Here is a 20,572-nt window from a genome sequence, read left to right as displayed (position 1 = left end):
GCACTATAATACCTTGAGGGGAGGTGACAATAATGGCAGAAGTACTAGATCGCGTAACAAAGATCATCGTTGATCGTCTTGGTGTAGACGAATCACAAGTGAACCTTGAAGCTTCTTTCAAAGAAGATCTTGGAGCTGACTCCCTTGACGTAGTTGAGCTTGTTATGGAGCTTGAGGATGAGTTTGACATGGAAATCTCTGACGATGATGCTGAAAAAATCGGCACAGTCGGTGATGCTGTGAACTACATAAAAGCAAACACATAATTTTGGGGTCGACCAAGATGGTTTGCTTTCATGTGAACTTCATAAATCTTTGGTACAAGACACAATGACTTGGTAGAAGCTACTTTCTACCAAGTTTCTTTATGTCCGGCAACCCTGTGAAATTAACTTTTGCGAAAATGTTTTTTTTAGCATAAACTTGATTAGTATATAGTGAGAACATTTATAGCAAGGTGGAGTGCCTCATGCGCAAACAAAGCAGAAATAAAGGATTAGCAAACAAATATGATGGAAAGTTCAAAGCCTTTCAGGATGAACTCCAAATCCATTTCTCAGATGAAAAATTATTAAAGCAAGCGTTCACTCATTCATCTTATGTGAATGAGCATCGCCGGAAGCCTTATGAAGACAACGAACGCCTCGAGTTCCTTGGGGATGCGGTACTGGAATTGACCGTATCACAATTCCTTTTCAAAAAATATCCCATGATGAGTGAAGGGGAACTGACTAAGCTCAGGGCAGCGATCGTATGCGAACCGTCCCTAGTGAAGTTCTCCAGGGAAATGAACTTTGGGGAATTGATCCTCCTTGGTAAAGGGGAAGAAATGACCGGGGGAAGGGAACGTCCCGCCCTCCTGGCAGATGTATTCGAAGCCTTCATCGGGGCACTTTACCTCGATCAGGGGCTCGACACGGTTGTCTCGATTCTTGAAAAGGTGGTTTATCCGAAGATCAATGCCGGTGCTTTTTCTCATGTGATGGATTACAAAAGTCAACTGCAGGAGCTTGTACAGAGGGGGAGTGCGGGTACGATCATGTACAGCATCCTTGATGAGAGCGGTCCTGCCCATAACCGTGAGTTCATTTCACGGGTATGCTTGAACGGCGAGGAGCTCGGGGTCGGCAAAGGCCGGTCTAAGAAAGAAGCAGAACAGAAGGCCGCCCAGAAAGCGCTCGAAAAGTTAAAACAAAAGCTTGATGTGAAATAGGGGGAAAGAAGATGTTCCTCAAACAACTAGAAGTGATGGGGTTTAAATCATTCGCAGAAAAGATTTCTGTGGAATTCGTGCCAGGGGTGACGGCGGTAGTCGGACCCAACGGAAGCGGTAAAAGCAATATCATCGATGCAGTCAGATGGGTTCTCGGGGAGCAGTCGGCCAAGAGCCTGAGGGGCTCGAAAATGGAAGATGTCATCTTCGGAGGCAGTGACTCCAGGAAGGCTCTCAATATAGCAGAAGTCACCCTGGTACTTGACAATGAAGATGGGACCCTTCCGATCGATTACAGTGAAGTGAGTGTCACAAGGCGCGTATACCGGTCGGGGGACAGTGAATACCTGCTGAACAGGCAGCCATGCAGACTGAAGGATATCATTGAACTATTCATGGATTCCGGACTCGGGAAGGAAGCGTTCTCCATCATCAGTCAGGGGAAGGTCGAGGAAATCCTGAACAGTAAGCCTGAAGAGCGCCGGACGATCTTTGAGGAAGCGGCCGGGGTCTTGAAGTATAAAACCCGGAAGAAAAAAGCCGAGAATAAACTGTTTGAAACACAGGAAAACCTAAATCGTGTCAACGATATCCTCCATGAACTCGAAGGGCAGGTAGAACCCCTTAAGATCCAGGCCTCCATGGCGAAGGACTTTTTGGAGAAAAAGGAAGAGCTCGAAACATTCGAAGTGTCCTTAACGGTCTATGACATTGAAGATCTACATAAGCAGTGGGAATCCCTGAGTGAAGAATTCGAGAGGCATGGAAGTGAAGAAGGCGACCTGTCGGCTGTCATCCAAGGGAAGGAAGCGGAACTGTCTGAGACAAGGGATAAAATCTCTGCTCTGGATGAATCGATCACCGGACTTCAGGAGGTGCTTCTGTCCACAAGCGAGGAACTTGAAAAGCTGGAAGGCAGGAAGCAGGTCCTCGTAGAGCGGAAAAAGAACTCTTCCACGAACGAAACACAGCTCAAACAGTCCATCGTGGAGCTTGAAGATCAAATCCGTGAAATGAAACAGGAGAAAGAGCGTCTCGAAACAGAACGGACCGGGCTTCAGGTGGAAGTCGACGAATCAAGGTCGGCACTAAAGGAGAAGCAGAATCAGCTCTCCCTTTTCAGTGAAAATATTGAAGACGTGATCGAATCCCACAAAAGTGACTACATTGAAAAATTGAATCAACAGGCATCCGCCAAAAACGAGATCCAGTACATCGAGCAGCAGCTCACGCAACAATCGGGACGAAGCGGGAGACTCGAAGCGGAAAACGAAAAATACATCACCCAGCGTGAAGAGCTTTATCGCGATCATGAAAAGCTGAAAGCAGAACTTGAGAGCCGTCAAATCGATATGGATCAGCATATCCAGTCGTACCGGGACGAGAAGCGGAATCTTGAATCAGCCCAAGCGAAATATGAGAAACAGGAAAAAACGCTCTATCAAGCCTATCAGTACCTTCAACAGGCCAAATCCCGAAAGGAAATGCTCGAGGAAATGGAAGATGACTACAGTGGTTTCTTCCAAGGAGTCAAAGAAGTCTTGAAGGCAAGAGACGGGGTTCTGGCCGGAATCGAAGGAGCCGTTGCAGAGCTTATTTCCGTGCCGAAGAAATATGAGGCAGCCATGGAAACGGCCCTCAGTGCATCCATGCAGCATATCGTCGTCGGAACCGAGCAGGACGGGCGCAAAGCCATCGCCTATCTCAAGCAGAACCAGTACGGCAGGGCCACCTTCCTTCCCATGAATATCATCAAGGGGAAATCCCTGCAGGCGGCACAGCTCTCCATGCTGAAAGGCCACCCTTCGTTTGTGGGCATCGGGAGTGATCTCGTCCAGTATGATGCGCGCTTCGAAAGGATCGTCTCCAATCTCCTCGGGCATGTCATCATCACCGAGGACCTCAAGGGTGCCAATGAAATAGCAAAGCTCATCCAGTATCGCTACCGGCTGGTGACCCTTGAAGGAGATGTTGTCAATCCTGGGGGATCCATGACGGGCGGAATGGTCAAGCAAAAGAAAAACTCGCTTCTATCACGGAAAACCGAGCTGGAAGAAATGAAGGTGAAGCTCGAGAGTATGGAAGAGCAGACCCGTACACTTCAGCAGTCCGTCAAGGATCTGAAGGAAGAGACAGCATACAGGTCGAAAAAGCTTGAAGAACTCCGTGTCAAGGGAGAAAAACTGCGACTGCAGGAACAGGATCTTCAATCCAGGCTCCGCGAGAACGAACTGAGCACGAAAAATCTCGATGAGAGATTGTCACTCTACGATATGGAAAAGCGTGATTTCAGTTCCATGGAAGAGCGCCATCACGCACGGAGAGAAGAACTAGAATCACTCCTGGTCAAAATCGGGGAGGACATTACGGCGCTGGATGGGAAAATTGAAGAATTGACGCGTCAAAAAAACAGTGACCGGTCATCGAAGGATGTTCTTACAAATGCCATAAGCGATCTGAAAGCCCATCTCGCGGGCAAGAATCAGCAGCTTCTAAGCGTTGTGGACCGTCTGGAACGGGTGGATTCAGCCGTTGTGGAGTCTGAGAAACGACTGTCAGCCCTCCTGGATGATCTCGAATGGCTTCAGCATCAAATGAAGGACAACTTCTCGGGTGAAGAGGATTTGACCGTGAAGGCGAAAGAATGCGCCGCTCAAAAACGGGAAACGTCTGAGCTCATCACGTCACGAAGGGATGAGCGATCGCGTCTTCAGCAACAGGCAGAAGAGGAAGATGTGAAATTGTCAGAGCTGAAGCGCAGGCACAAAGGCCTCTTGAATGCCCTGAAGGATGAGGAAGTCAAGATCAACCGTCTCGATGTAGAGCTTGAGAATCGTTTGGAGCACCTGCGTACAGAGTATATGCTGTCATTCGAGGCAGCCAAGGAGCATTACCCACTGACCGTCGACATCGATGAAGCGAGGAAAAAAGTGAAGCTGATCAAGCTTGCCCTGGAAGAACTGGGAACCGTCAATCTCGGGGCCATCGATGAGTATGACAGGGTGAAGGAAAGGTATGAATTCCTCCTGGATCAGAAAAATGATCTCACCGAGGCAAAGGATACCCTCTATCAGGTGATCCATGAAATGGATGAAGAGATGGTGAAACGCTTCGGAGAAACGTTTGCGTCGATCCAGTCCCAATTCGGCGAAGTATTCAGGGAGTTGTTCGGCGGAGGCCGTGCAGAGCTGAAACTGACCGACCCGAAAGATCTTCTTCGGACCGGGGTGGATATCGTGGCCCAACCGCCGGGCAAAAAACTTCAGAACCTCGGACTGATGTCGGGTGGTGAACGGGCGCTTACGGCCATCGCCCTGCTGTTCTCCATCCTGAAGGTAAGACCGGTGCCATTCTGCATCCTGGATGAAGTGGAGGCAGCCCTCGATGAAGCAAATGTGCAGCGTTTCAGCCAGTACCTGCGCAAGTTCAGTGATGATACGCAGTTCATCGTCATCACCCACCGCAAAGGGACAATGGAGGAAGCCCATGTATTGTATGGCGTGACCATGCAGGAGTCCGGGGTTTCAAAACTTGTCTCCGTGAGGCTCCAGGAAACCCAGGAGCTATTGGAGGCGTAAAGGCCGCGCCAAGCAGGCCGAAATGAATATCTAAAGAATGGGGTAGATGGAACGTGAGTTTCTTTAAAAAGCTGAAAGACAAATTCACACAATCAAGCGACAGTGTGACGGGAAAGTTTAAAGACGGGCTGAGCAAAACCCGCAGTAACTTCACTTCGAAGGTGAATGACCTGGTCGCGAGATACCGTAAGATCGATGAGGAGTTCTTTGAAGAACTGGAAGAGATCCTCATCGGCGCGGACGTCGGGTTTGATACGGTCATGGAGCTCATCGATGAACTGAAGCTGGAGGTCAAAAGAAGGAATATTTCTGATCCCGTAGAAGTCCAATCCGTCATTTCTGAAAAATTGGTTGATATCTATCAGGGTGATGCAGAGGTATCAAGTGATCTGAGTATCCAGGAAGGCGAACTGACTGTTCTCTTGTTCGTCGGAGTAAACGGTGTAGGGAAAACGACGACGATCGGCAAGATGGCCCATAGGCTCAAGAGCGAAGGGAAGAATGTCATCCTTGCAGCAGGGGATACCTTCAGGGCCGGGGCCATCGAGCAGCTTGAAGTGTGGGGTGAGCGTGTCGGTGTACCTGTCATCAAACAGGGGGCGGGAAGTGACCCTGCAGCTGTCATGTATGACGCTGTGCAATCGGCTAAGGCAAGGAAGGCCGACATCCTCATCTGCGATACAGCGGGACGGCTTCAGAATAAGGTCAATCTGATGAAGGAACTAGAGAAGGTCAAACGCGTCATCGAACGTGAAGTTCCGGGAGCCCCGCATGAGGTCCTGCTCGTATTGGATGCGACGACGGGTCAGAATGCCATGGTACAGGCCAAAACGTTCAAAGAAGCCACTGATGTGTCGGGGATCGTCCTCACGAAGCTCGACGGGACAGCCAAGGGCGGGATTGTCCTTGCGATCCGGAACGAACTTGATATTCCGGTGAAATTTGTCGGCCTCGGTGAACAGATGGACGATCTGCAGCCGTTCGATGCCGAAAAATATGTATATGGCCTGTTTTCAAATGAAGTGGACAACAATGAAGAATAAAGGAAAGTCCGGTTGATGTTTCGACCGGACTTTTTTATCCGTAAAAGCGAAAGTTTTTCATGGGGCAACCTTGACAAAGTCGCTTGAAATCTGTATTCTTCATATGTAAAGGTTTTTCACTTAACAAGGAGGGATGAACATGCTGGAGAAAACGACCAGGATGAACTATCTCTACGATTTCTACCAGTCACTACTGACTCCCAAGCAACGGAGTTATATGTCCCTTTACTATCTCGATGATTTCTCCCTCGGAGAGATTGCCGAGGAGTACAGCGTAAGCCGTCAGGCGGTCTATGATAATATCAAGCGGACTGAGGCCATGCTGGAAGAGTATGAAGAGAAACTTTTATTATTCAACAAGTTCCAAGAGCGGAATCTCATCCTGAATCGGTTGAGAAAAAGCCTTGAAGAGTCGGATATCGACTCTGCGGACTGTTTAAAACTGATTGACGACCTTGAAATTTTGGATTAGGAGGCGGCATGAATGGCATTTGAAGGATTAGCCGACCGACTGCAAGGCACAATACAGAAAATCCGCGGTAAGGGGAAGATCTCCGAAGCGGATGTTAAAGAAATGATGCGTGAGGTCCGTCTCGCCCTTTTGGAAGCAGACGTTAACTTTAAAGTGGTCAAGCAATTTGTCAAAAAAGTAAGCGAACGAGCCGTCGGGCAGGAAGTCATGAAGAGTCTGACACCGGGCCAGCAGGTCATCAAGGTGGTCAAGGAAGAACTGACCGAACTGATGGGCGGCGAGCAGAGTCAGATTGCTGTCTCCAAACGCCCTCCGACCGTCATCATGATGGTGGGACTACAGGGTGCCGGTAAGACGACGACCACCGGGAAGCTTGCGAACCTGCTTCGTAAGAAACACAATCGAAAACCTCTTCTTGTCGCGGCTGATATTTACCGTCCGGCTGCCATCAAGCAGCTCGAAACCGTCGGTAAACAGCTTGATCTGCCGGTATTCTCACTGGGAGATCAGGTCAGCCCCGTCGAAATTGCCAGGCAGGCAATCGAAAAGGCGAAAGAAGAACACCATGATTATGTGCTGATCGATACGGCCGGCCGTCTTCACATCGATGAAAACCTCATGGGGGAGCTCAAGGATATCAAAGAGCTGTCAAACCCGGATGAAATCTTCCTCGTTGTCGATGCCATGACCGGTCAGGATGCCGTCAACGTAGCCGAAAGCTTCAATGAAGCCCTTGGCATCAGCGGGGTCGTCCTGACGAAGCTGGATGGGGATACCCGTGGTGGAGCGGCCCTTTCCATTCGTTCCGTCACAGAAAAGCCGATTAAATTCGTCGGTATGGGTGAGAAGATGGATGCCCTCGAGGCGTTCCATCCTGAGCGAATGGCATCAAGGATCCTCGGAATGGGTGACGTCCTCTCCCTGATCGAGAAGGCACAGGCCAATGTCGATGAAGAGAAGGCGAAGGAACTGGAGCAAAAGATGCGCACCATGTCCTTTACGTTCGATGATTTCCTCGAACAGCTCGGACAGGTGAAGCAGATGGGGCCGTTGGATGAACTCCTGAAGATGATGCCCGGCGCCAACAAGATGAAGGGGCTCGATAAGCTTCAGGTGGATGACAAACAGATCGTCCATGTGGAAGCAATCATCCAGTCCATGAGCAAGAAAGAAAAAACCAATCCTGAAATTATCAATGCGAGCAGGCGCAAACGGATTGCGAAAGGAAGCGGGACATCCATCCAGGAGGTCAATCGTTTGCTGAAGCAATTTGAAGATATGAAAAAAATGATGAAACAAATGAGCGGTATGCAGGGGAAAGGCAAGAAAAAGGGAATGAAATTCCCGTTCATGTAACCGATCTTAGCACTTTTTTTGAAGAAAAAAAGAACTGTTAAGAAAAAACCCTTTACAAACAAATTAGGTTTTTGATATCATACTATCTTGTGTGAAACTATTCGGAGGTGCTTTAATAATGGCAGTTAAAATCAGATTAAAACGTATGGGAGCAAAAAAATCTCCTTTCTATCGTATCGTAGTTGCAGATTCACGTTCACCACGTGATGGTCGTCAAATCGAAACAGTTGGAACATACAACCCGGTTGTTCAACCAGCTGAAGTGAAAATCGACGAAGAATTGGCTCTTAAATGGCTTTCAAATGGTGCGAAACCATCTGATACAGTTCGTAACCTATTCTCAAAACAAGGCATCATGGAGAAATTCCACAATGCCAAAAACAGCAAGTAATCGACTGATTTGATGAAAGATCTTATTCTGACGATTGTGAAACCCCTGGTCGACCATCCTGACGCTGTCTCGATCGAGATGGAGGAAGGACCCAATGGAATGACATACAAGCTTTCGGTGCATCCGGAAGATATGGGTAAAGTCATCGGCAAGCAAGGGCGCGTAGCAAAATCGATTCGAACTGTGGTATACGCTGCAGCAGGATCTTCACAACAGAAGAAAATCTTCCTGGAGATTGTGGAATGACCCGGTGATGACCGGGTCCCGCTTCCGGGGAACAAAGGACTGACCAGCCAAGGAGTGAAAGCTTGCCCCTACTTTGTCAGTCCTTTTTTTATCATTCGCCGGTGTTCTTGGTGATGCGGCGGAATCAAGGAGGAGGAGTGGCCGATTGGATATCATACATAAGGTGACGGTTAAACAAATCCTGACTGAAACAAGCAAGGGGCGTCTCGTGACGCGCTATCAAGAACAGGCAGCGCAACTAGCGAAGGAATGCGATCAGCTGAGGTTCGAGATGAAGAAGATCGAACGGGCCAAGAAATATCCGTCGGAAAAGCTCAGACAGCATTTCGATAAAGAACTGGATGAGCGTGCCGAGAAGATCAAGCTGCTGGATTTCCAGCTTGATCAGCTGGACCTTCTGCCCCTCGGAAGTGAACTGAAAGAGAAGGAAGTTCAGGGTATATCGAGGGTGCAGGTGGGTGACAATTGGAATGACGAAATCCCAAGGACGATCATCATCGAAGATGGGATTATTAAAGAAATACGCTAAATGCAAGAGGTGAATGGATATGGAAAAATGGTTCAATGTCGGCAAGATTGTAAATACTCACGGGATAAAAGGGGAACTGAAAGTCCTCTCCATGACCGATTTTCCTGAAGAGCGGTACCAAAAAGGAAATGTGCTGACCCTTTTCATCGAAGGAAGAGAGCCGAAGCCACTGACGATCGCTTCTTACCGCAGGCACAAAAATTTCGATTTGTTGATGTTTGAAGGCTATAGTGACATCAATGAGGTGGAGGGATTCAAGCAGGGGATCCTGAAAGTCGATGAAAGTCAGCTCCAAGACCTCGATGAAGGAGAGTTCTATTTTCATGAAATCATCGGATGCGTGGTCAGGACCACGTCAGGAGATGAGCTCGGTGTCGTGAAGGAGATCCTCAGCCCCGGAGCAAATGATGTCTGGGTGGTCAAAGCTCCCCGTGGTAAAGAGCATCTCATCCCTTATATCGAGGACATTGTGAAAAAAGTCGATATTTCTCAAAAGGAAATCATCATTGAACCGATGGAAGGGCTTCTGTCATGATGAAAATCGATGTGCTGTCCCTATTCCCTTCCATGTTTGAAGGGGTATTCGGTGAATCAATCCTGAAGAAAGCCGCTGAAAAGGAAGCCGTGAACTATCAGGTCGTCAATTTCCGCGAATTCTCGGACAACAAGCATAAGCAGGTGGATGATTATCCATACGGTGGTGGAGCAGGAATGGTCCTTAAGCCACAGCCTGTATTCGATGCCGTCGATTCCCTGAAGAGGGATTCGAAGCCGCGTGTGATCCTCATGTGTCCTCAGGGTGAGCGATATACCCAGGCAAAGGCCGAGGAGCTTGCGCAGGAAGAGCATCTCATCTTTATCTGTGGTCACTATGAAGGGTATGATGAGCGCATCAGGGAGCATGTCGTGACGGATGAGATATCCATCGGCGATTATGTCCTGACCGGGGGCGAATTGGGGGCGATGGTGGTCATCGATTCTGTGGTGCGGCTGATCCCGGGGGTACTCGGGAATGAAGATTCACCTGTCCTCGATTCCTTCTCTTCGGGTCTCCTCGAGCATCCGCATTATACGAGACCGTCTGATTTCAGGGGGATGGAAGTCCCGCAGCCGCTGTTATCCGGTAATCATAAGCTGATTGAAGAATGGAGGGAGAAGGAGAGCTTCCGAAGGACCCTTGAGAGGCGTCCGGATCTTCTTGAAGACTACCCTCTCACCGAAAAGCAGGCAGCCATGGTGGAAGAGCTGAAAAAGTCGAAGTGACCTATTGCAACGCCCAATGGTTTATGCTATTATATTCTTTGTGGCTTGAGCGAAAGCTTGACCACTGATCCCGATGTTCCGCTGCAATACATCGCTTTTGTAAGAGCATCTGTTGGAAGGAGTTGAATAAGATGCACAAATTAATCGAAGATATTACGAAAGAACAACTTCGCTCTGATCTACCATCTTTCCGCCCTGGTGATACAGTACGCGTACACGTTAACATCGTGGAGGGTACTCGTGAACGTGTCCAGGTTTATGAAGGTGTCGTAATCAAACGCCGCGGTGGCGGTATCAGCGAAACATTCACAGTTCGTAAAATTTCTTACGGTGTAGGTGTTGAACGTACATTCCCTGTACACACACCAAAAATCGCTAAACTAGAAGTCATTCGTCGCGGTAAAGTCCGTCGTGCGAAACTTTACTACTTGCGTAACCTACGTGGTAAAAAGGCTCGGATTAAAGAAATTCGATAATGAACGAAGAAGAAGGAGCTTGGAGACAAGCTCCTTTTCTTTAGGGTTTTTTTGGTCTTACTGGCGTTGGATGGAGCGTTGAGCCCGTTCCTGAGGCCGGCTTTCTGTGTATTTGGAACTAAACCTCTCTTTTTTAATGAGAACGGGGTGGTTTTCTAGTAGAATAAACAAAAGATGGTATCCATACATAAGGCGGTGGGAATGTGGAAAAGGAGAATAGTGAGTGGCGGGAATGGGCGAAAGCCTTGGGCATTGCGTTGATACTGGTAGTGGTAATCAGGTATTTCCTGTTCGCGCCCATCGTAGTGGACGGCCTTTCGATGACTCCGACACTCCATAATGGAGATCGCATGATCGTCAGCAAGTTCGGCACCCCTGATCGGTTTGACATCGTGGTCTTCCATGCACCAGAGCGCAAAGACTATATCAAGCGCGTGATCGGTCTGCCTGGAGATAAAATCGAATACAAAGATGATACCCTGTATATTAACGGGAAAGCATATGAAGAACCGTATTTGGAAGATAGCAGGGCCCGTCTCGAAGAAGGTCTCTTGACGGATGATTTCACGTTGGACGAGATCATCGATCAAGAGACGGTTCCCGACGGAGAAATTTTCGTAATGGGCGATAACCGCAGATACAGCAAAGACAGCCGTCATATCGGCACAGTGCCCCTTGAAGAGGTGGTAGGCATTACAAGCGTAGTGGTATGGCCCATCAAAGACATGGGCATGGTGAAATAAGCAAAGAACATTTGGAGGTGGTCATATGACCATTCAATGGTTTCCAGGCCATATGGCAAAAGCAAGAAGACAGGTAACGGAAAAGCTGAAACTCGTAGACATCGTCATTGAACTCGTGGACGCACGCATCCCCCTGTCATCCCGAAATCCGATGATAGAGGAAATCATCGGTGAAAAGCCGAGACTAGTCCTTTTGAATAAAGCCGACATGGCGGATCCGGGTAAAACGAAGCAGTGGATTCACTATTTTGAAGAACAAGGAATCATGGCTTTAGCAGTCAATGCCCAGGCAGGAAAAGGGCTACAAGCGATCGTGAGTGGTGCGAAAGAGATCCTGAAGGCAAAATTCGACCGCATGAAGTCGAGAGGCATGCGCCCGAGGGCCATCAGGGCGATGATCGTCGGCATCCCCAATGTAGGGAAGTCGACCCTCATCAACCGTCTCGTGAAAAAGAATATAGCCAAAACCGGGAACACACCGGGAGTAACCAAAGCCCAACAATGGATCAAAGTCGGCAAGGAATTGGAGCTCCTGGATACGCCGGGGATTCTGTGGCCGAAGTTCGAAGATCAGGAAGTAGGCTACAAGCTGGCCCTCACAGGAGCCATCAAAGATACCATCCTCAATCTGCAGGATATAGCGGTCTATGCCCTCAGGTTCCTGGAAGAAACCTATCCCGACCGTTTGGAGTCGCGATATGGGATCAAGGAGATCCCTGAAGATGTGGTGGAAAGCTTCAATCATATCGGTGCCAAAAGGGGTTGTCTCATGGCCGGAGGAGAAATCAACTATGATAAGACGGCCGAAGTGATCGTCAGGGATATACGGAACGTTCAACTCGGTCCCATTACGTTCGACCGTGTGGAAGTCAAGGTCGAAGATTGATAAAAAGGCTGCAAAAGGGATGACCCTGCTGCAGTCTCTTTAATTTGCTGAAGATCCAACCGATATAGAGAAGAGAGGTACAACGATGGAACGAATCGATATGACAGTGTCCGAGATAAAAGAAACACTTAAACAACTGGCAGAAGATGATCCCCTCTGGGACCAACTGAAGCTCGACCCGCGCAAGGGTGTCCGTCAGTTGGTCAAAAGTGCGGAAGCCTCCCGTGAGAAAAAGGCGAAGGAGATTGCCGAGTTTACGCGCATGTCCATCCATGAAAACGAATTATGGAACGCCGGGTATGATCATATTGCCGGAATCGACGAAGTCGGAAGGGGACCACTTGCTGGGCCCGTAGTGGCCGCTGCTGTCATCCTTCCTCACGATTTCCACCTCCCGGGACTCACAGACAGCAAAAAAGTGCCGGAGCGGAAACGCGAAGCATTTTACACGACGATCATGGAGCAGTCAAAAGCGGTCGGCATCAGTATCATCGGCCCGGAAGTAATCGATGAAATCAACATTTATGAAGCAACGAAAAAAGCAATGAGTGCGGCAATAGAGGACCTTTCGGTAAAGCCTGATCACTTATTGATCGATGCCATGCCGCTTACGACACCATACCCGAGCAGATCCATCATCAAGGGAGATGCGACCAGCATCTCGATTGCGGCTGCTTCCATCATCGCGAAGGTGACAAGAGACCGTCTGATGAAGGAGTATGCCGTCACTTATCCCGGATACGGCTTTGAAAAGAACGCGGGGTACGGTACGGCGGATCACCTGAAAGGGTTGGACCAGTACGGCGTGACACCCATACATAGAGCCAGTTTCGCACCGGTTAAAGAGAAATTGATCTAAAGGGAGTTGATGCTATGGAGCGGATACTGGGAAGGACAGAACAGATACAGGGAAATGAACCCAAACCCCTGACCTTTTCTCCAGGGAGGGTCCTGCTCATCCGCGTAAACCGCATGCTCGGAGACGGGACAGCTGAAGTGTCTGCCGGGGGGCATCGTTTCATTGCCGGCGTCCAGACCGGGTTAAAAGCCGGTGAAAGCTATTGGGTAGAGACCAAGCAGAATGGAGACGGGATCGGTCTCTCTGTTCTTACGGGACGACCTCAACGAGATGGTGGTCAAATCCTGGATGCCCTCCTCTCTCATTATGCACTGAATCGAGAGGGGCCGGTAAGAGAGCTGATTGGAGAGGCCCTGCGTCTGAATGTTCCGATCACAAAGACCATGATCGACTTTGCAAAAGCGATGGGGAACCGTCTGAACCCCGAGATACTCCTAAGGATGGAGAGGCAGCATCTCCCATTTACAGACCGGATATACAGATCCCTTGAAGCAGGAGGGAAGCAGGGTTCCTTTTTGACCGGCATTGAGGGGTTGAAAAATGAACTGATGGCAGCAGGCTCGACTTCAGAAGCTGAGAAGCTCATGAAGAACGTTCAGGCACCCCTTGAAACGCTGGCAGGAGGGAAGGTGGCAGACCGTGCCCTGTGGATACTGGCGGACGATGCCAAGCCTTTCCCCCTCCGGCTGGCAGCACTCGATCTTTTAAAGGAGCTGGGTGTCCTGCCTGATAACAGCAGGATGGGTCAATGGAAGGAAGAACTGGTGAAAACGATGCTGAAATCTTTTCCGGACGCAGCAGCTGCTGAAGAAGGGTTAACCAAGCTTGGAGCCGGAATGAAGGAAGATGGTGCAGCATCCATGAGACGCCTTTCTGCCCCTCCTTCTTCTGAGGAGCTTACCTCCTTTGCCCGTCGGGTAATCGATGCCATCATTACGGCAAAGAAAGATCTCATCTCATCTGTACATTCACCCATAGAGGTTAGAACCGCTGCAGGACAACTTGAAGGGCGTGATGGGACAAACAAGGACTCGCTCCATTCACAGCTCCGCTCCATCGTGCTTGAGGAACTGAGGGAAGTCATTCACGGAAGGGACATCTCCCAGCTGTTAAAGAAGGCAGTCTCATCCCTAGGGCTGAATTATGAATCCGATCCCCTCGTGGATTCAGCCAAACGGCAGCTGATCCAGCTCAGCCAGAGTCACCCATCGGCTGCCATCAGGGAAAGGGCCGACGAAATCGTCCTGAAAATGAACCATCCTTCCCTTGTGTCACAAGATCAATCCGGCTTTCTCACCATCGTCCATCAGATCCCCCTCTATCACACAGCGGGCCAGACGGACATGACCATCCAATGGAGCGGGAAGAAAACCGATGATGGCCAGATCGACAGCAGCCACTGCAGAGTGATGTTCTACCTTCATCTCGGGAATCTGGACGAGACCATCGTCGACCTGCAGATTCAGCAGAGGGTCCTGCAGATCGTCGTCTGGAATGAGCACCCGGGGTTAAAGGATCTTGCCCTCGAATTCCTGCCTGCCCTCAAAAAGGGAGTGGAAGAAAACGGATATACATTTTCCTCCATACTCTTTAAAATCCCGGAATCACGTCCCGGACCCGGGACCGTGACCGATCAACACCCGGCCGGGCACAAAGGAGTGGATATCCGCATATGAGCAGGGAACAAAAGCGCAAAGCGGCAGTAGCGCTTGGGTATGACCGTACTCAGGACGGCTCTCCCCGTGTCATCGCCAAGGGGAAGGGGCTGATTGCCGAAGAGATTCTCAAAAGGGCTGAAGAGCATGACATCCCTGTCCAGGAGGATGAAACCCTCGTGGATCTCCTGAGGCAGCTTGACGTCAAGGAGTCGATCCCCGAAGAACTATACGGGGCGGTTGCCGAAGTGTTCGCTTTCATTTATCGCGTGGATAAATCATTCAGCGGAGGCAAGTAATTGGTTTTCAAGTATAATATATTCTTAAAGCGCCTTTCCTCGGCAGGCGCATCCGCCTCGCTTGAAATGTTGGAATTTTTAAATTAATATAATATTTTTAGTATAATGGTAGACATCTAATCTATCATTTTATACAATGAAAGCGCAGTCTATTTTTTGAAGAGTTCGATAGGAGGATGGAAAATGAATATCCATGAATATCAAGGTAAAGAAATCCTCAGAAATAACGGGGTATCCGTACCAAACGGTAAAGTGGCCTTCACTGCCGATGAAGCGGTTGAAGCTGCAAAGACACTCGAATCAAGTGTGTATGTAGTAAAAGCTCAGATCCATGCGGGCGGCCGCGGAAAAGCGGGCGGAGTCAAAATCGCGAAAAGCTTGGATGATGTTCGTACATATGCCGATGAACTTCTAGGAAAAACATTGGTGACACACCAAACGGGTCCTGAAGGGAAGGAAGTAAAGCGCTTACTTATCGAAGAAGGCTGCGACATCAAAAAAGAATATTATGTCGGTCTTGTTCTTGATCGTGCAACTTCACAAGTGGTGCTCATGGCATCTGAAGAAGGCGGTACTGAGATCGAAGAAGTAGCGGAACAAACACCTGAAAAAATCTTCAAAGAGTATATCGATCCTGTAGTGGGTCTTACTGGATTCCAGGCAAGACGCATTGCATTCAACATCAACATCCCGAAGGAATTGGTCGGTAAAGCAGCCAAGTTCATGCTCGGGCTTTATCAGGTATACCTGCAAAAAGACGCTTCCATTGTGGAGATCAACCCTTTAGTTGTCACGGGTGACGGCAATGTCATGGCGCTTGATGCAAAATTCAACTTTGATTCCAATGCTCTTTATCGTCAAAAAGACGTCCTTGCCCTGCGTGACCTGGAAGAGGAAGATGCAAAAGAAATCGAAGCATCAAAATATGATCTAAGCTATATCTCCCTTGACGGAAATATCGGTTGCATGGTCAATGGAGCTGGCCTTGCCATGGCCACGATGGATATCGTGAAGCATTATGGTGGAGATCCCGCCAACTTCCTTGATGTTGGGGGCGGCGCAACGGCTGAGAAAGTAACGGAAGCCTTCAAAATCATCCTTTCCGATGAAAACGTAAAAGGGATCTTCGTCAATATCTTCGGTGGAATCATGAAGTGTGACGTCATCGCAACGGGTGTCGTGGAAGCGGCGAAACAGATCGGCCTGGACGTTCCTCTTGTCGTGCGTCTTGAAGGTACGAACGTAGACCTGGGTAAAGAAATCCTGAATCAATCAGGCTTGAATATCATTGCAGCCGAATCAATGGCTGACGGCGCACAAAAAATCGTTGAGCAAGTAGGCTGAGAAAGGCGGGAGAAAAATGAGCGTATTTATTAATAAAGATACAAAAGTCATCGTACAGGGAATCACCGGTTCAACAGCGCTTTTCCACACGAAGCAAATGCTTGAGTACGGTACTCAGATCGTAGCTGGTGTGACTCCTGGTAAAGGCGGAACAGAAGTCGAAGGCGTACCTGTATTCAATACAGTCGAAGAAGCGAAAAAGGCAACCAATGCCAATGCTTCTGTCATTTATGTGCCTGCTCCGTTCGCGGCAGATGCGATCCTCGAAGCGGTTGATGCTGAACTGGATCTTGCCATCTGTATCACAGAGCATATCCCGGTACTGGATATGGTGAAGGTGAAACGCTATATGGAAGGCAAGAAGACCCGCCTGGTCGGTCCTAACTGTCCTGGTGTCATCACACCGGACGAATGTAAGATCGGGATCATGCCTGGTTATATCCATACAAAAGGTCACGTGGGCGTGGTTTCCCGCTCCGGTACATTGACGTATGAGGCGGTTCATCAGCTTTCACAAGCCGGCATCGGTCAAACGACGGCAGTCGGAATCGGCGGAGACCCGGTCAATGGAACGGACTTCATCGATGTGTTGAAAGCCTTCAACGAAGATGAAGAAACGTATGCTGTCATCATGATCGGTGAAATTGGTGGAACAGCAGAAGAAGAAGCGGCTGAGTGGGTCAAAGCGAATATGACCAAACCGGTTGTCGGATTCATCGGTGGACGCACTGCGCCTCCAGGAAAGCGTATGGGACATGCAGGGGCAATCATTTCAGGTGGGAAAGGGACGGCAGACGAAAAGATCCGCGTCATGAATGAGTGCGGAATCGAAGTGGCGCCGACTCCATCCGACATGGGAGAAACCCTCATATCCGTCCTGAAGGACAAAGGCATTTACGATAAATGTAAAACTCATTAATCAAGAGGGAAGGGCTGATGGACTCAGCCCTTTTTCCCTTACCCATAAAAGGAGGTCCTTTCACTGAAAAGACGTGAAGCGTTATTCCGCCTGTCCCACTGCCGAGAGATCGGCATTACCCGAAAATTAAAGCTGCTTTCCTCCCTTCAACACCCTTCACCCGCCCTACCCTCCATCGCTCAACTACAACATCTGCTTTCCATCCCTTTTGACAAAGCAACAAAACTCCATAAAGAATTCCATTCCATCCCCTATGCCAGACTCAAACTGCTTTATGCCGATAAAGGGATTGAATGGTTGACCATCCATGATGAAGAATACCCTGACCTGCTAAAGGAAGTCTATGATCCACCCCTGCTCCTGTTCTGCAAGGGGAGGACCGAACTGCTACACACCCCTATGAAACTAGCTATCATCGGGGCAAGAAAGTGCACCCCCTACACTGGAAAGGTCCTCACCCGGCTCATCCCATCCCTCTCCCAACACTGCGTAACGGTCATATCGGGGCTTGCCCGGGGTGCTGATACGATTGCCCACGAAACCACTATCCGCAGCGGTGGAAAAACCATCGGTGTCATTGCAGGGGGCTTCGACCATATTTATCCGAAGGAAAACGCGGCCCTTGCCAGCCACATGATGGACCACCATCTTATGATCAGTGAATATCCTCCCGATACAAGACCGGAAAAGTGGCAGTTCCCACTGCGGAACCGGATCATCAGCGGCTTGAGTCATGCCGTACTGGTGACGGAGGCACAGCGGAAAAGCGGTACGTATAGTACGGCAGATTATGCACTGAACGAGGGGAGAGATGTGTTCTGCATCCCTGGTCCGCTATTCGCACCCATGTCCGAAGGGACGAACAGCCTCATTCAGGAGGGGGCCAGAATGGTGATTTCAGCAGAGGATATCCTTCAGGAATTATCGCAATCCTAGTGGTCATCGGTCCGTATGGCGTGATGATTTAACAGGTTTTTGTACAAAATGGTTGCATTTATGATGAAACTGTTATACATTTTGCATCAGGTATCAAAAACAATAGAAGAGAGACATAATGAAGAAATCGGATCCCCGTTTCAGCTCTGCAACGATTGCTGAAAACGTTTCCCTTACCTGTCTGGTGGAGGGAGATTTAGGGAATTAAGATTGAAAAAGGATCATTTTCCTCTTTAAGGAGGCCCATGAATGGCAGATTATCTGGTAATCGTAGAATCGCCAGCAAAGGCAAAAACAATCGAGCGTTACTTAGGAAAAAAATATAAAGTGCGTGCATCCATGGGGCATATCAGGGATTTACCGAAGTCCCAGATGGGTGTCGACGTTGAACACGAATTCGAACCGAAATATATCACCATCCGCGGGAAAGGCCCCGTCTTGAAAGAATTGAAAACCGCTGCGAAAAAAGTGAAGAAAATCTATCTCGCAGCTGACCCCGATAGGGAAGGGGAAGCCATAGCATGGCACCTCGCCCATAGTCTGGACATTGATGTCGCATCGGATTGCCGTGTTGTATTCAATGAAATCACGAAGGATGCCATCAAGGAGTCATTCAAGCACCCGAGGGCCATCAATATGGATCTTGTCGATGCACAGCAGGCAAGAAGGATCCTCGACCGCCTAGTCGGTTACAATATCAGCCCGCTTTTATGGAAAAAAGTGAAGAAGGGGCTGAGCGCTGGACGGGTCCAGTCGGTTGCAGTCCGATTGATCATCGACAGGGAAAATGAAATCAAAGAGTTCACACCTGAAGAATATTGGTCCATCGATGCTCAGTTCAAAAAAGGGAAAGACAGCTTTTCGGCAGCTTTCTACGGGATCGATGGCAAAAAAGTGGAACTGAAGAATGAAGATGAAGTGAAAGAAGTCCTTTCACAGATGAAAGGAAAGTCATTCTCTGTTGACAAGGTCACCAAAAAGGAACGGAAGCGTAATCCAGCACCTCCATTCACCACTTCCTCCCTTCAGCAGGAAGCGGCCCGTAAGCTCAACTTCAGGGCGAAAAAGACCATGATGCTCGCCCAGCAGCTCTATGAAGGAATCGAGATGGGCGGCAAGGAAGGGACCGTCGGTTTCATCACCTATATGAGAACCGATTCGACCAGGATTTCAGAAGTCGCTCAAAAAGAAGCCGGTGAGTACATCGTCGGAAAATATGGGGAGGAGTTCCTCAAAACCAGTCCCCGTAAGGAAAAGAAACAACAGAAAGCCCAAGACGCACATGAAGCCATCCGGCCTACCAGCACCCTGAGGGATCCGTCTTCGGTGAAGGAATTCCTGTCACGGGATCAGCACCGGCTCTATAAGCTGATCTGGGAACGGTTCGTATCTAGTGAAATGGCACCAGCCGTCATGGATACGATGAGTGTGGACCTGGTCAATGGAGGAGTATTCTTCCGGGCGACGGGCTCAAAAGTGAAATTCCCTGGATTCATGAAGGTCTACGTAGAAGGATCGGATGACCAGAAGGAAGAGAAGGACAATATCCTTCCCGCCCTCAAAGAAGGGGATAAAGTCACCTCCGAAGCCATCGACCCGAATCAGCATTTCACCCAGCCGCCTCCAAGATACACCGAGGCCAGACTCGTCAAGACCCTTGAAGAGTTGGGGATCGGTCGTCCGTCCACATATGCACCGACATTGGATACCATCCAGAGAAGGGGATATGTATCCCTTGATAACAAGCGGTTTATCCCTACCGAACTCGGGGAGATCGTCCTCGAGCTTGTACGGGAATTCTTCCCCGATATCATCGACGTGGAATTTACCGCCAATATGGAAAAAAGCCTGGATGATATCGAAGAGGGCAATGAAAAATGGGAAAAAATTATCGAGCATTTCTATAAAGATTTCGAGAAGCATCTGGAAATCGCCGAGAATGAAATGGAAAAAGTCGAGATCCGGGATGAGCCGGCCGGTGAAGACTGTGAAGAATGCGGCCATCCGATGGTATTCAAAATGGGACGCTACGGAAAATTCATGGCGTGCAGCAACTTCCCTGACTGTCGCAACACGAAGCCGATCGTCAAGGAAATCGGCGTGAAATGTCCGAAGTGCGAAAAAGGGAATATCATTGAGAGGAAGAGCAAGAAGAAGCGAATCTTCTACGGATGTGATCAATATCCGGAATGCGACTTCCTTTCCTGGGATAAGCCGATTGAACGGAAATGTCCGAAATGTTCCGAAATGCTCGTGGAGAAGAAGCTCAAAAAAGGAAATCAGATCCAATGTGTCAACTGCGATTATAAGGAAGAAGAACAAAAGTAATCGGAGGGTCATTCTTCCTATTGAAGAATGGATTCC

At 49.0% G+C, this 20,572-nt stretch carries 21 protein-coding genes; all 21 read left to right on the top strand.

From position 1 onward, the window contains the following. The first annotated feature begins 32 nt into the window (after nt 1-32). The 21 genes from acpP (at nt 33) to topA (ending at nt 20,536) form a co-directional block, all read left to right on the top strand. The gene (acpP, locus tag ACNA6I_RS07320; protein ID WP_048004082.1) at nt 33-266 is read left to right on the top strand and encodes an acyl carrier protein; all 234 of its coding nucleotides are present in this window, start codon (nt 33-35) and stop codon (nt 264-266) included. Between the two features lie 203 nt (nt 267-469). Then, entirely contained in the window at nt 470-1,213 is a 744-nt protein-coding gene (rnc, locus tag ACNA6I_RS07315) for a ribonuclease III (protein WP_048004081.1), read from the top strand. Between the two features lie 11 nt (nt 1,214-1,224). Next, entirely contained in the window at nt 1,225-4,791 is a 3,567-nt protein-coding gene (smc, locus tag ACNA6I_RS07310) for a chromosome segregation protein SMC (RefSeq protein WP_063191207.1), read from the top strand. 53 nt (nt 4,792-4,844) lie between these two features. Continuing rightward, nucleotides 4,845-5,834, top strand: coding sequence for a signal recognition particle-docking protein FtsY (gene ftsY, locus ACNA6I_RS07305; RefSeq protein ID WP_416313112.1), 990 nt, complete (start codon nt 4,845-4,847; stop codon nt 5,832-5,834). A gap of 139 nt (nt 5,835-5,973) precedes the next feature. Continuing rightward, the gene (locus tag ACNA6I_RS07300; protein ID WP_048004078.1) at nt 5,974-6,306 is read left to right on the top strand and encodes a putative DNA-binding protein; all 333 of its coding nucleotides are present in this window, start codon (nt 5,974-5,976) and stop codon (nt 6,304-6,306) included. 12 nt (nt 6,307-6,318) lie between these two features. Beyond that, nucleotides 6,319-7,662 (top strand): signal recognition particle protein, encoded by a 1,344-nt coding sequence (gene ffh, locus ACNA6I_RS07295; protein WP_048004077.1) that lies wholly within the window; start codon nt 6,319-6,321, stop codon nt 7,660-7,662. A gap of 118 nt (nt 7,663-7,780) precedes the next feature. Next, nucleotides 7,781-8,053 (top strand): 30S ribosomal protein S16, encoded by a 273-nt coding sequence (rpsP, locus tag ACNA6I_RS07290; RefSeq protein WP_048004076.1) that lies wholly within the window; start codon nt 7,781-7,783, stop codon nt 8,051-8,053. A 12-nt stretch (nt 8,054-8,065) separates the two neighbouring features. Then, a complete protein-coding gene (locus tag ACNA6I_RS07285) occupies nt 8,066-8,299 on the top strand; it encodes a KH domain-containing protein (protein ID WP_048004522.1) in 234 nt (77 codons plus the stop codon). 145 nt (nt 8,300-8,444) lie between these two features. Continuing rightward, nucleotides 8,445-8,828 (top strand): YlqD family protein, encoded by a 384-nt coding sequence (locus ACNA6I_RS07280; RefSeq protein ID WP_416313111.1) that lies wholly within the window; start codon nt 8,445-8,447, stop codon nt 8,826-8,828. A gap of 19 nt (nt 8,829-8,847) precedes the next feature. After that, nucleotides 8,848-9,363 carry a ribosome maturation factor RimM gene (rimM, locus tag ACNA6I_RS07275; protein WP_048004074.1) on the top strand — a complete coding sequence of 172 codons (516 nt, stop codon included), beginning with the start codon at nt 8,848-8,850 and terminating at the stop codon, nt 9,361-9,363. After that, entirely contained in the window at nt 9,363-10,091 is a 729-nt protein-coding gene (gene trmD, locus ACNA6I_RS07270; RefSeq protein ID WP_416313225.1) for a tRNA (guanosine(37)-N1)-methyltransferase TrmD, read from the top strand. The genes rimM and trmD overlap by 1 nt, the downstream gene beginning before the upstream one ends. A gap of 131 nt (nt 10,092-10,222) precedes the next feature. Next, nucleotides 10,223-10,567, top strand: a complete 345-nt coding sequence (gene rplS, locus ACNA6I_RS07265; RefSeq protein ID WP_048004072.1) for a 50S ribosomal protein L19 — start codon at nt 10,223-10,225, stop codon at nt 10,565-10,567. 203 nt (nt 10,568-10,770) lie between these two features. After that, complete coding sequence (gene lepB / locus ACNA6I_RS07260) at nt 10,771-11,310, top strand: signal peptidase I (protein WP_048004071.1); 540 nt, start codon at nt 10,771-10,773, stop codon at nt 11,308-11,310. Nucleotides 11,311-11,335: 25 nt separating this feature from the next. Next, the gene (ylqF, locus tag ACNA6I_RS07255; RefSeq protein ID WP_048013069.1) at nt 11,336-12,196 is read left to right on the top strand and encodes a ribosome biogenesis GTPase YlqF; all 861 of its coding nucleotides are present in this window, start codon (nt 11,336-11,338) and stop codon (nt 12,194-12,196) included. Nucleotides 12,197-12,281: 85 nt separating this feature from the next. Then, nucleotides 12,282-13,055: a ribonuclease HII gene (locus ACNA6I_RS07250; protein ID WP_048004069.1), complete on the top strand. Its 774-nt coding sequence runs from the start codon at nt 12,282-12,284 to the stop codon at nt 13,053-13,055. 14 nt (nt 13,056-13,069) lie between these two features. Further along, entirely contained in the window at nt 13,070-14,731 is a 1,662-nt protein-coding gene (locus ACNA6I_RS07245; protein ID WP_048004068.1) for a hypothetical protein, read from the top strand. After that, nucleotides 14,728-15,009: an EscU/YscU/HrcU family type III secretion system export apparatus switch protein gene (locus tag ACNA6I_RS07240; RefSeq protein ID WP_416313110.1), complete on the top strand. Its 282-nt coding sequence runs from the start codon at nt 14,728-14,730 to the stop codon at nt 15,007-15,009. Before ACNA6I_RS07245 ends, ACNA6I_RS07240 begins: the two co-directional genes overlap by 4 nt. A 183-nt stretch (nt 15,010-15,192) precedes the next feature. After that, complete coding sequence (sucC, locus tag ACNA6I_RS07235; RefSeq protein ID WP_048004066.1) at nt 15,193-16,353, top strand: ADP-forming succinate--CoA ligase subunit beta; 1,161 nt, start codon at nt 15,193-15,195, stop codon at nt 16,351-16,353. Nucleotides 16,354-16,369: 16 nt separating this feature from the next. Next, nucleotides 16,370-17,272, top strand: a complete 903-nt coding sequence (gene sucD, locus ACNA6I_RS07230) for a succinate--CoA ligase subunit alpha (protein ID WP_048004065.1) — start codon at nt 16,370-16,372, stop codon at nt 17,270-17,272. A gap of 63 nt (nt 17,273-17,335) precedes the next feature. After that, nucleotides 17,336-18,208 carry a DNA-processing protein DprA gene (dprA, locus tag ACNA6I_RS07225; protein WP_048004064.1) on the top strand — a complete coding sequence of 291 codons (873 nt, stop codon included), beginning with the start codon at nt 17,336-17,338 and terminating at the stop codon, nt 18,206-18,208. A 249-nt stretch (nt 18,209-18,457) separates the two neighbouring features. Next, a complete protein-coding gene (gene topA, locus ACNA6I_RS07220; protein ID WP_048004063.1) occupies nt 18,458-20,536 on the top strand; it encodes a type I DNA topoisomerase in 2,079 nt (692 codons plus the stop codon). The last annotated feature ends 36 nt before the right edge of the window (nt 20,537-20,572 follow it).

Origin of the sequence: Rossellomorea sp. FS2, assembly GCF_047915635.1 — a bacterium.
Classification (GTDB): domain Bacteria; phylum Bacillota; class Bacilli; order Bacillales; family Bacillaceae_B; genus Rossellomorea; species Rossellomorea marisflavi_A.
Note: the sequence above shows the minus strand (reverse complement) of the source record. Positions and strands in the feature narration are given on the sequence as shown.